The following is a 12660-nucleotide window of genomic DNA, read 5'->3' as shown; positions in this document are numbered from 1 at the left end:
CATAACGAAAGCCCAATCACCTTCTGGTGGTTGGGCTTGTTTAATTTCATTGCATCCGCGCTCTTCTCTTTAAACCCCAGCCGACAGCAACCACGATCATCGCTAGGATAGCTGAGATCATCCAACTCATCTCTTCAAACTGCTGTTCTCGTAACCACGTACTGAACCAATCATCACTCACTAATAATTCACCTGCTGTATACCCTAAAATTGCCGATCCAATATATTCAATCGAAGGAAACCGATTGATGATGCCTGCGATCATCTTACTTCCCCACATTAGAATCGGAATGCTCAAAGCTAATCCAAATAAAACCAAATAAAAATTACCGTGGGAAGCACCTGCCACCGCCAAAACGTTATCCAAGCTCATAATAACATCTGCTACGATGATTGTCTTAATCGCACTTTTCATGGTAGGACCGCCTGCACCAATATGACTATCTTCACTTTCATCTGCCAGTAAGCGAATGGCGATCCAGATCAACAAGATACCGCCCACCGTTTTTAATAATGGAATCGACAACAATGTTAACGCTACCAGTGTAAGTGTGATTCGCAAAAAAACCGCTATCAAGCTACCATATATGATTGCTTTCTTCCGCTGTTCCAATGGCAATTTTCTTGATGCCATACCAATAACAACAGCATTATCTCCACTTAATACAAGATCCAAAATAATAATATTGATAAATCCAGACCAAAACTGTAAATCTGTCAACGTCTAACCCTTCCTTCCACCGCACACATCCTCATGCGTGATCCTTCCCATCCTCTAGTAAATAGCGAATAATTCGATACGACATCTCCGGTACGATTTCCATCGAATATGGAATTTCAACGCGCTCCCACTGTTTATGCGCATCCATGCCATAAGGGCCTACATTAACTACCGGTACATCGAGGGCTCGAATCGCATCTACATCCATTTTTAACTTGACACCCCATGCAGGAATGTTCTTCTCCAATGCATGAATGCCATCTGGATCATCGCTGATAGAAACGAAACTCATATCGGAAATGTATGGAAAAAAATTGCGGATTTGAATAGGGTGAGGATATGAAGTTTGAACCGCATCAACACCGTGATTTACTGCATTAATTAATCGACGATCACGCTCATCTTCTTCCTGTAAAACAACCCTAGGCTGATATAAAGTTGCATAAAAAAGAATAACTGCAGGAGCTAAATCTTCTGCCCACTCCCACATACGCTCCACCATCTTACAACAAAATTGGCGCATATCTAATTCTTTGTCTTGCTTTAATTGACTAGCAGCCAGGCGCATCGCTTGTTCAAAATCTTCACCATGTTCCTCTTGACATATCTGATAAAATTCCTCATACGTATAGACACGAGCCTCCAGCTCTTGTCGCACATATGGTTCGCCACTCAAGTCACAAAATTTCCGATATCGGGTTTGAAAACGATTAATCGCCTGTTCAAAAGACGTTCGCGCTACCTCTTTAAGGCGCTCAAGCACATCTTTAGGTGACCAACTGTGTACAAAGAAATTATAATACACGAACGCAGACAACGGTGTTTGCACATCATATGAGGGCTTTAAATCTGTCTGTTTGAGAGAGACGGGCGGCGTCGTAACTTCACCGTACATTTCATCACAAAAATCAGTGTTATAATCCAAGCGGGTTGTCAACTCCGCTGCGACCAAATTGGGATCAAATCCTTCAAACGCTTGCCCGGCATGGGTCTCTTTTCCAATAATAAAAAAGGCGGGTAACAACTTGCCTACGGTGCCTAAATACACATACCGATTCTCGTCCCCTTCAAAGCGTGGCGAGGTATAGTCTGAATTGATCGCTGCCACGTAATCAAGCCGTTCCTGATGAGAAAGTGCTAGTAGATCAGTTAAAACGGATAATATCCCTTGCGAACTATCTTCTTCATCACATTCCACCAGGAGTAGCAAGTTTCCTTCTAATTCTTCACGATGTTGAGCAAAGTGACGGGTCAACACCAGATTGCTCGCCACTCCGCTTTTCATATCAACAGAGCCGCGCCCACACATCCATTCACCCGTTTCCAAGTCTCGCTGTACAGTAGGCTTCACTTTTCCCTGTTTCCACTTTTCTAACAATGCGTCTGGAGAAAAGGCAAAGCGTTTCCACTTGCCATAATCCTCGATCCCTACAGTATCTAGATGCCCCAGTAGTATAACCGTCTCTTCATTTTGTGGTTCCAACCCTTTTACCAAAGCCAATACATTATACCGCTCGTGTGCGTCCCCTTCTGTCTGTACAATCCGTAAATGACCAGGATTATCCTGAAAATAAGGGATCTCCTGAAGTAAATCATGAATCTTAAAGGCGATATCCCGTTCGCCTGTCGTACCAACGATACTAGGGTGTTGCACCAATTCTTTCGTCAATGCGAGCACGTCTTCTCGAAATTTTGGCACCATCATTCCCTCCTTATTTACGGATGTACGTCACACTCCTCCAAGATGGAGACCGATATATTTTATATATTTTACGCAATCCACCTTCATTTGACCCCTACGTCACAGGTCATTTAGAAAAAGGAAAATTCGGATTCACCGCTTGCAGGTGTCAGTACCATCGTTTCTGTACCTTCCACTGCAGCAGTAACCAATGCTTCCACATCCAATCTGGATTCTGTTCGTTCCGTATCCTTTAAACTAGGCCGTGTCTTCGGTGCCTTCGGCAGAAAGACAGTGCAACAATCTTCGTACGGGAGAATCGAAGTTTCATAGGTGCCCATGCGCTTGGATAATTGCATAATCTCCTGCTTGTCCATACCGATTAATGGACGTAATACAGGTAATTGAACCACGTGACCAATGGTACGCATACTCTCTAACGTCTGACTAGCTACCTGGCCTAAACTCTCTCCTGTCACCAAAGCTAACGCCCCATGTTTTTCTGCCAATCGCTCCGAGATGCGGAACATGATCCTGCGCATAACTGTAATAGAGTAGGCTTCGAGGCAATTTTGATTAATGGCCGTTTGTGCTTCAGTGAAGGGCACTACATGAAGGTGGATTTTACCACCGAACCGTGTTAACAGCTCTGCCAAATCCTCCACTTTTTTACGTGCGCGTTCACTTGTAAAAGGGTAACTATGGAAATGGACAGCATGTAATTCAGCTCCACGCTTCAAGGCTAAATAACCCGCAACAGGACTATCTATTCCACCTGATAATAGCAACATCACGCGACCACTCGAACCCACCGGAAGCCCACCTAAACCAGGGCGATCATTTCCGTATACATATGCCGCTTCTTCCCGCACTTCTACATGTACTTTTAATTCAGGTTGATGAACATCTACTTCTAAATCGTTCAGTTCTTGCAACAGATGTCCACCCACTTGACGATTCAACTCTTGTGAGCGGATTGGAAATTGTTTATTTCCTCGTTTGGCAATCACCTTAAAGGTGCGAGCACGCGGCGTAGAATTTTCTACTATTTGCACAGCTGCTCGGCAAATATCATCATATTCTAACGGCACACGCATAGCAGGACTAAAGCCAACGATGCCAAATACATCTTGGAGTCCCTCCATCACTGGCTCCGCTTCTTCTCCACCTAACTCAACAAAAATACGTCCTTGTGTTTTCGTAACCTTTACTTTATAAAATGCTTTTAGTTTCTGTCTAATATTGCGGAGAAGTCGATTCTCAAACTCCCGTCTATTATTCCCTTTTAACGCTAACTCCCCATAACGTACCAAAATACAATCAAATACCATACCGCTTTTCCTCCTTAAGATGAAGTCAACTGGTCAGTCGTTTGAGACGACCCACAGAGGCACATACTGCTCTACCTGCTTGTTCGATTTCATCTTCTCTTGTCATCTGTCCCATACTGATTCGGATAGCTCCAATAGATTCGCTCTCCGAACATCCCATCGCTGTCAACACTCTGCTCGGACTTTCCTTTTTCGAAGAACATGCCGATTTGCTTGACACTAATACTCCTTCTTCTTCCAAAGCATGAACAATCACTTCTGACCGTAATCCAGGAAAAGATAGATTAAGGATATGAGGGGCTCCTCCTGCAAATGAGGCATCACCATTTAAAACCACTTCTGAACCAAAACATCGCTGCACCTTTTGAATCAATTGCTTCTTCCATTGATACCACTGCGCCATCTTCTCTTGTCGGTGCTCATGCCCCATGACTGCCGCTTTTACCATACCTGCAATACCGGGCACATTTTCCGTACCCGAACGGACACCTGACTCTTGTCCCCCCCCTACAATCAGAGATCGCAAAGGTAAACCTTTTCTAATATAGAGACAGCCAATCCCTTTTGGTCCATGAAATTTGTGTCCTGATATCGTAACCAAATCTGCACGTAACGCTTTGGGACGCATGTCAATTTTACCAAACGATTGAACTGCATCCACATGGAAACGAACTTTAGGGTACTTTTGTAACGCTTTACCTATTTCTTCGATCGGTTGAATCGTTCCCACTTCATTATTTACATGCATAACCGAAACAAGCACTGTCTCTTCCGTCAAAGCTTCTTCCACCTGCTGTGGATATACCCTGCCGTGAGCGTCCACCGGTAAATATGTTACCTTCCACCCTAATCGCTCCACCTCCTGTGCCACTTGGTAGACTGAATCATGTTCCATTTCCGTCGTAATCATATGACGACCACGCTGCTTCAAAGCATATAAACTTCCTTTGATCGCTAAATTGTTTGCTTCCGTTCCACCAGAGGTAAAAACCACTTCAGTTGGTGCTACTGCCAATAATTGCGCCATTGTTTTACGCGCATGATTGACAAACCGTTCTGCGGTCAACCCTGATTGATGAAGCGAAGATGGATTCCCATATATTTCCGACATCACCTGTTTCATCACTTCTATCACCGCTGGATCGGGAGGTGTCGTCGCACTGTTATCTAAATAAATCATGATTTCTCTCCCTTTAAAAGATCCTTCCCCTAACATTCACTGCTCTTAACTGTTGACAATCATACCATAAGAGATACGTCGGTGTTAATCGGCACCTTCCTTCTCGTTTTTCGGGGTTGGCTCCTCTATTCCATTCAATATGATTTTTGTCATCCATTTAATTTCCTCTTTCTCCGAAGAGCAGGCTAAAAAGTGTGGTGCCACATTGCTCCCCACTATATATCCCATCCCCAACGACATAATACTGCGGACAATAATGTGGACAGGGATATCAGCTCGTACTTTCCCTTCTTTTTGAAACTGTACGATTCGCTCGGACATCACATGATACACAGAGTGGATCACATGCTTTTCCAATGCTTCTCTCAGTTCGGGATGAAACATGCTTTCTACCAGTAATACCTTTACTTTTTCCCAGTTCTTCTTCACCAACCGAATCCGATCTTTATACAGCTCTTCCAGCATCGTTTGAATAGGAAGATCCTCCTGCAAAATATCAAGTAGAGAATGAACAATATAAGGGGTAGCCACTTTAGAGATCACAGGAATAACCAAACGTAACAGGAGCCCCTTTTTCGACTTATAATGCTTGAATATCGTTGCTTCTGCCACCCCTGCTTCCTTTGCAATCAGCTGTGTGCTCGCTCCGCTAAACCCACGTTCAGCGAACACACAAATGGCGGATTCCAAAATTCTGCGTTGTTTATCTGTCAGTTTCTTCGACTCATCCAAATCCAATTCATACTCAGTAGCCATTGCTTCTACCCAATCGTGCCAATCGCTCATCTTTCATTTATCCCTTCATGTTCCATCACATAGACGAACATCTCTTCTAAAGAAGGCATAGCTTTTGCAATCTTTCCCTTCCCGCTATAGTGTTGTCGCAATTCTTCTAAGCGACCCATTGCAACCATACGGCCTTGATTCATCAGGCCGAGACGATCGCACTGCTCAGCCTCATCCATATAATGCGTAGTTATGATCATCGTGGTTCCTGCCTCCGTCAGTTGATAGACATGCTCCCAAAATAAGCGGCGTGTCAATGGGTCAACACCACTAGATGGTTCGTCTAAAAAGAGAAGTACAGGTCGATGAATAACCGCACAAGCAAATGCTACTCGTTGTTTGGATCCATCCGCAAGTTCGCCCACTTTTTTATGGCGCATATGGGCTACTTCGTATTGTATCATTTGCTCATCTACCAGACTGCTCACTTTTCCCTTCACCCCATACAGGCGAGCATAAAAAAGGAGATTTTCTTGTACAGTTAAGTCTTTGTAGAGAGAAAATTTCTGTGACATATAACCAATATGGGGGCGAATGTTAGACTGTTCATGCTGGATATCCCAACCTAACACTTCCCCTCTTCCAGCGGTTGGCTTTAACACACCACACATCATCTTAATCAGTGTTGTTTTACCTGCTCCATTTCCTCCTAAGAGCCCAAATATCTCTCCTCTTTCCACCTGGAGACTCACTTCATCTACTGCTGTAAACGAGCCAAACGATTTACTTACTGATTGGAGAGTAATCATGCCGATGTCCCCCCATTCTCAGGAATTTTTCGCAGTTGTTCCAATACGACATCTTCAAAGGACGGTACAGTTTGCACAACTTGATTTCCCCCCCAACCAAAGCGATCCATGACCTCTTTTTTACAGCTCTCTTCTTCACACACAAGCATGAGAGATTCACCTCGCCAATAAACATCGACCACAAAACGCAACTGTCTCGCCTCATGCAATTGCTTCACTGTCGGACGAGTAGACACCTTCATCTCGTATAACAAAAACGGAAACTGCTCTAGTAGTACCGCAGGATCTTCTTGAAGCAATAGCTTGCCTTTGTATAAAAACAAAACTTCATCGCAGTAACTCGACTCTTCCAAATACTGTGTAGATACAATCACGGTTGTCCCATGTTTCCTGATCTCTTTTAATAACTTCCAAACCTCCCGTCTCGATAAAGGATCCACTCCATAAGTCGGTTCATCCAAGATTAACACCTTGGGCGCATGAAGAAGGGCCACTGCAATCGCCAACTTCTGCTTCATTCCACCTGAGAGTGCTCCTGTTAAGCGGTTTTGAAAGGAACTCAACCCAATCCAGCGCAATAACTCGGTGCTCCGCTCTTTAATCTGCTCTTTGTCAAGCCCGTATAATCCTCCATAGAAACGTAGGTTTTCAGCAATGCTCATCTCTTCATATAATCCAAATCGACTTGATACATAACCTAAAGAGTGCCGATTCACCTCCACCTGTCCGCTACTAGGGAGAAGCGCACCGCTCATACAACGTAAAAGCGTAGATTTCCCTGCCCCATCTGGACCAATCACCCCATAGATACGAGCAGAAGTAAAGTGAAGGTCTAACGGATGTAAAGCTACTTCATCACCATACCTCTTACTCAATTTTGTTACCTGAATCATATTCACACCCCCTAAGATAAGCTTCTCCGAAACCGAACAGCGGCGAGTAGAATGAAGAAACAAGCAAAACCAGTCATCAGTATCATCTCCAAAGGAAAGTCCCAAGGCGTCAAACCTTTTAAAAAGATCGCACGACTGACCGGTATAAAATAAGTAAGAGGCATCAGATAGGCAATCCAACGAATGCCCCACGGCATTGCTTCCAGTGGAAAGACAAAGCCTGATAATATAATTTGCGGTAACAATGTCAACATCGCCAACTGCATTGCCTGTTGTTGATTCTGCGAAACCGTAGAAATCAACAGACCCAGTCCTAACGACCCGATTAAAAAGAGAAGAGCTACAACCATAAAAGAGAAGAATGGACCATGGAAGGGGACCGCAAATATCACGACTCCTGCGACAAATACAAGTAAAAAATCAATAAAAGCAATCAAAATGTACGGTAGTAACTTCCCTAAGATCAATTCCAATGAACTGAGAGGTGAAACGATCAACTGCTCCAATGTTCCTCGCTCTTTCTCCTTTACCACACCCAAAGAGGTCATCAAAGTGGTAATAAAGATAAGGATCAATCCCACTAACCCAGGTAACATATAATTGACACTTTTTAAATCTGGATTGTAGAGAACATCCACTTCTGGTTCTAGCTGCTTAAAATCAGGAAACCAGTCTTCGATCGTCTTTGCACGCTTTTCCGTCTGGCTTGCAATGCCTTTTTCTATTTCTTCATTAAGTCCTTCCTCTACTTGCTCGATTTGAGCATCAGTAAGCAGTCCCAGAAGTGGTTGAAGTTGTTCAACTTGCGTAAGCTCCAGTGATGGAGAAGGGGATTTTGCTAAAATTTTTACCAATTCTTCTTTTAATTCCGTCATGTTTTCCTGCTGCAATTCATATAAAAATTGCGATGTGCTGCGCACAGCTGATTGTGCCGTAAAAAGTCGGCTCCCATCCACTTGGAGGGTCAGCTTTTGCTCTTTCTCAGCTGGGAAAGAGCGAAACCCATTCGGCAACGTTACGATCACATCTGTCCTGCCCTCTTCCAATGCTCGCTCGGCTGTCGCAACGGGTACGATTTCATCTACTATCAAATCTTCATATTCTTCCAACTGTTCAATCACATCTTTGCTAGCTTCGTTCTTGGCCTCATCCACTACCATCACGTGAATCTCCTCAATATCAAAACGAACCGCGTAACCGAAAGCAATTAGCCAAATGAGCGGGAGAAGCAGCATCATCGCTAATGTTCGCCGATCTCGTCGCAATTGAATAAACTCTTTCCATACCAAATAGAGCACACGCCGTACCATCAGGCAGATCACTCCTTACCAGTTAAGTGAGTATTCACTTATATTTTATAGAAAATTCACTTAACATACAACACTTCTCCATGTCGACCGACATCAAAACGAGGGCTGATCCCTAGCCTCAGCCCTCGTCCTTCCTTCTTATCATCTACTCTTTTACACTTGATCCACCTCGATACGAGCGCTTTTGTTTACATTTTCTGCGCTTACAGTAGCCAGGGCATCAAAAAAGTGCACTTTAAAATGAGCCGGGGTTGCTGCTTGCTGTGCTCCACGCTCACCCGCAATACCATACGTAGCAAGTCCCACAGTAGCCGCCAGCCAGTAATCGCGTTCCACTGCCGCACACGACGCAATCACGGAAGCAGCCATACAACCGGTTCCCGTCAAAGCCCCCATTAAAGGATGGCCATTATGGACATGAGCTACCCGTCTTCCATCCGTCACGATATCCGTGGCACCTGTGACGATCACCGTTTTCCAGCCATCTGCCAAAGAGATCGCTACTTCTTCCACGTCCGCTGTCACATGACCCGTATCCACACCACGCATCTCAGCTCTCTCTCCTGCCAATGTTGCAATTTCTCCTGCATTCCCCTTAATGATTTCAATCTCAACCTCAGCGAGAATACGTCTTGCCATCTCTGTTCGGAAAGTGGTTGCACCCACTCCAACAGGATCAAAGATGACTGGAGTACCAAGAGCATTTGCCTTCTTACCTGCCAAGATCATAGCCTCTACTTGTTCTTGCGTCAGTGTGCCGATATTGAGGACGAGAGCAGCCGATGCTGCCACCATCTCCTCTACTTCTTCCTTTGCATGTGCCATCACGGGTGATGCTCCCATATGCAAGGTAACATTAGCACTGTCCTGGATGGAGACAAGGTTGGTAATATGATGAATAAGCGGCACATCGTCACGAATGCGATCTATCAGAGTAAAATCATTGGACGTGATTCGCATACTTACCCTCCTTCAATAAAAAAACCGGGGAATTTCTTCTCCCGGTTTATATTTTTATCCTTACACCTTCTCAGCGCGGTATTCAGCAACTACACTCGTACCCAGTCCCCCGCGGGGGTTCCACAACGCTTCGATTTTCATATACTTGGGCTTTGCCAGTGCAACCAGATCATCTAAGATACGATTAGTCGCATGCTCTTGATAAATCCCTACATTGCGATAAGAAGTTAAGTAATACTTCAACGACTTCATCTCAATAAGATCATTTTTAGGAATAAATGTGATCTTAATCTCTGCAAAGTCAGGTAATCCAGACCAAGGGCAAACCGACGTAAACTCATCAGTCGGAATCACCACTTCCGTCTCTTTATCCGGATATTCATAAGGAATTGTTTCTAAGATATCCACCATAATCGTTGATTCATCCTGTGTATCAAAACGGATGTTTTGATACTTGCTATGATCAACCGTTACTTGTTTTTCCATTGCTATTCCTCCTGTTTCCCCAAACAAAAAAGCGCTCCATCTATCGAGACACTTCTTTTCTCGCCTCCTATTATACAGGAAGTAGCGTGGGAGATGAATGAACTTTTATCGTCTAATATTTTCAACACTAGTCATAGGGACATGTCTATATCCACCCACCTCTCCCCTCACAATTACCCATAAAAATGGTACAATGTCACTATGAGGCTATTTGCTTCACTATGTACTATTGAATCGATGTACATATGCATGAAACGTGTAGGAAAGGAGAGTCGATCTTTACAAGCTCAAAGCGTAAATAATCCAATACAGACTCGTACTAACAGCATGAAAGGAGTGAAGAAAGTGGCTTGGAAAATCTTCCTGCTAGCTATCTTCCTCTATATTACTTATCTCGTTATGAAGAACATCAAATAACTGAGTACAGGGAGAGGAAAGCATATTGGAAATAAAAGAAGAACAAGAAGTTCTGTCCGTACAAAAGAAGAAAAAGAATTCTCTCTTTAGTTGGAAAAAGCTTGTCGTAGGTGGACTTACATTAACAGGACTTATCATTGGCTTTTCTGCGTTTACAGAAACGATTAACCAAGGACATGCTGGCGTCGTCTACTCCCGCAGTGATGGGGTGAAAGAGACGACCTTAAGCCAGGGGCTTCACTTTGTAAATCCAATTGAGCGAATCACAGAATATCCTGTTTCTACTGAAACTGTGGAATACAATTCCCTGCCCCTCGCCACCCGAGATGGTAAGCCGCTAACCGTTGATATGGTATTGGAGTACTTCAACGATGTAGAAAAATTACCTTATATCTATGACAAGTTTAAAGGTCAGGATCCTGAGGCTATTGAACAAACCTGGTTAAAAGCACGCTTAAAAGATACCGCACTTGAGGTAACATCAAAGTATACCATCTTAGAAGTGTTCCAGAATCGAGAGAAAGTAAAGACCGAAATTCTCGACAAGTTTTCCAAGGACTCTAAGAAACACGGGTTTCTCATCGAAAATGTAGTGTTCGGTACACCTACGCCAGATAAAGAAACACAGCAAGCGATCCAAGAGGTAGTAAACCGGCAACAAGAGTTGGAAGCTTTAAAAATTGATAAACAAAAAGCGAAAGAAATTGCTGAAAAACAACTGATCGAGGCCCAAGGAATTGCTGATGCCCAAATCGAAAAAGCGAAAGGGGAAGCTGAAGCAAACCGTTTGATTGCTGAATCTGTCACCCCTGAGCTACTTGAAAAGATGGAAAAAGAGGCCCGTTTGAAACACGGTTGGGTTACCATAAACGGCGTGGATAGCATTATTGTAGACGAAGATAAGAAATAGCTCTCTTCGTCATATCAATATTCAGCCCGTACTGTGGCGAATGCCCCTCCACAGCACGTATAACAAACAAGAGCCTTCATCTCAGTAAAATGGATGAAGGCTTTTGATCGTTCGTTCGTGTTCAGGGCTGGGGATCGTGAAAGTTGATTGGCATCTCTCTTCCCCCTTCTGTTTCATTATATGAAACCTTGTTTTATATCTTTATACCCCAAGGATATTTTTGTAAACTATTGTTTCCCAGGATATAATAGGGGGAAGATGACGGATAAGCATCATTTCCTAAACAGAATGCTAAAAAGGATGAGTTTAATGCATAGTCACCATCATGAACATGGTCATCACCAGCGTCGCGAAAGCAACAAGCGCGGCTTAACGATTGCTCTGGTCATTACCGCTAGTATTATGATTTTGGAGTTTTTTGGAGGACTTCTCACCAATAGTTTAGCCCTTCTCTCCGACTCGGGACACATGTTAAGTGATTCCGCCTCCCTCGCCCTCAGTCTATTTGCGATGTGGTTTGCTGCAAAACCACTTACCGCCAAGAATACATATGGATATTACCGTGTTGAAATCTTAGCCGCTCTTTTCAACGCTGTTACCCTGTTTGCCATCGCAGCCTTTATTATTTGGGAGGCGGTGGATCGTTTTAGAGAGCCCCCAGAAGTAGCTGGTGGCACCATGATGATCATCGCTTTTATCGGTCTTGCTGCCAATTTCATCAGTGCTTATTCGTTGATGAGAGTGGGGGATGTAAAAGAAAATGTAAATGTACGCAGTGCTTATTTGCATGTGATTGGAGATGCACTCGGCTCAGCCGGAGCACTTCTCGCTGGCTTTCTAATGATCACCTTCTCTTGGTATATCGCCGACCCTATTATTAGTGTCATCGTCTCCTTACTCATCTTAAAAAGCGCATGGGGATTGTTAAAAAGAAGCATCCACATTTTGATGGAAGGAACCCCACACGAAGTGGACCACGACGAACTACATGACGCCTTAAAAGCAATTCCTGGGGTGATTCGCTTACATGACCTTCATATCTGGACCATTACCTCAGGGATGGACGCACTCAGCTGTCACCTCGATATAATAGATGAAGCAAATGAGCAAGAAGTGTTACAAACAGCTATCAATCGGATAAAGAGAATCACCGGTATTACCCATACTACGATCCAAATAGAGAAATCAACAATCCAGCATGACCCTATCCACAAATAAAAAAGGACGACGTTTTCC

General features: G+C 43.8%; 12 protein-coding genes. 2 read left to right on the top strand and 10 right to left on the bottom strand.

What is annotated here, in order from left to right; translation table 11 throughout:
* Positions 1-46: 46 nt before the first annotated feature.
* The 10 genes from NXZ84_RS02970 to queF all read right to left on the bottom strand — a co-directional run bounded on the left by NXZ84_RS02970 (position 47) and on the right by queF (position 10097).
* On the bottom strand, positions 47-721 hold the full coding sequence (locus NXZ84_RS02970; RefSeq protein ID WP_258838800.1) for a TerC family protein: 675 nt from the start codon (positions 719-721) through the stop codon (positions 47-49).
* Positions 722-752: 31 nt separating this feature from the next.
* A complete protein-coding gene (locus NXZ84_RS02965) occupies positions 753-2420 on the bottom strand; it encodes a M20/M25/M40 family metallo-hydrolase (protein WP_396653998.1) in 1668 nt (555 codons plus the stop codon).
* Between the two features lie 113 nt (positions 2421-2533).
* Entirely contained in the window at positions 2534-3733 is a 1200-nt protein-coding gene (thiI, locus tag NXZ84_RS02960; RefSeq protein ID WP_258838798.1) for a tRNA uracil 4-sulfurtransferase ThiI, read from the bottom strand.
* 25 nt (positions 3734-3758) lie between these two features.
* On the bottom strand, positions 3759-4913 hold the full coding sequence (locus tag NXZ84_RS02955; protein WP_258838797.1) for a cysteine desulfurase family protein: 1155 nt from the start codon (positions 4911-4913) through the stop codon (positions 3759-3761).
* A gap of 84 nt (positions 4914-4997) precedes the next feature.
* Positions 4998-5699: a TetR/AcrR family transcriptional regulator gene (locus NXZ84_RS02950; protein WP_258838796.1), complete on the bottom strand. Its 702-nt coding sequence runs from the start codon at positions 5697-5699 to the stop codon at positions 4998-5000.
* A complete protein-coding gene (locus NXZ84_RS02945; RefSeq protein WP_258838795.1) occupies positions 5696-6448 on the bottom strand; it encodes an ABC transporter ATP-binding protein in 753 nt (250 codons plus the stop codon). Before NXZ84_RS02945 ends, NXZ84_RS02950 begins: the two co-directional genes overlap by 4 nt.
* Positions 6445-7341: an ABC transporter ATP-binding protein gene (locus NXZ84_RS02940; protein ID WP_258838794.1), complete on the bottom strand. Its 897-nt coding sequence runs from the start codon at positions 7339-7341 to the stop codon at positions 6445-6447. Before NXZ84_RS02940 ends, NXZ84_RS02945 begins: the two co-directional genes overlap by 4 nt.
* Before the next feature lie 11 nt (positions 7342-7352).
* On the bottom strand, positions 7353-8651 hold the full coding sequence (locus tag NXZ84_RS02935; RefSeq protein ID WP_258838793.1) for an ABC transporter permease: 1299 nt from the start codon (positions 8649-8651) through the stop codon (positions 7353-7355).
* 153 nt (positions 8652-8804) lie between these two features.
* Positions 8805-9611: a hydroxyethylthiazole kinase gene (gene thiM, locus NXZ84_RS02930; protein ID WP_258838792.1), complete on the bottom strand. Its 807-nt coding sequence runs from the start codon at positions 9609-9611 to the stop codon at positions 8805-8807.
* A gap of 60 nt (positions 9612-9671) precedes the next feature.
* Positions 9672-10097, bottom strand: coding sequence for a preQ(1) synthase (gene queF, locus NXZ84_RS02925; RefSeq protein ID WP_258838791.1), 426 nt, complete (start codon positions 10095-10097; stop codon positions 9672-9674).
* A gap of 442 nt (positions 10098-10539) precedes the next feature.
* On the opposite strand from queF, the gene NXZ84_RS02920 reads away from it, so the two are divergent.
* Positions 10540-11424, top strand: a complete 885-nt coding sequence (locus NXZ84_RS02920; RefSeq protein WP_258838790.1) for a prohibitin family protein — start codon at positions 10540-10542, stop codon at positions 11422-11424.
* Between the two features lie 288 nt (positions 11425-11712).
* Entirely contained in the window at positions 11713-12642 is a 930-nt protein-coding gene (locus NXZ84_RS02915; protein ID WP_258838789.1) for a cation diffusion facilitator family transporter, read from the top strand.
* The last annotated feature ends 18 nt before the right edge of the window (positions 12643-12660 follow it).

This window comes from Mechercharimyces sp. CAU 1602, assembly GCF_024753565.1.
Classification (GTDB): domain Bacteria; phylum Bacillota; class Bacilli; order Thermoactinomycetales; family JANTPT01; genus Mechercharimyces.
The sequence above is the reverse complement of the archived record's forward strand: the minus strand, read 5'-3'. Positions and strand labels throughout refer to the sequence as shown.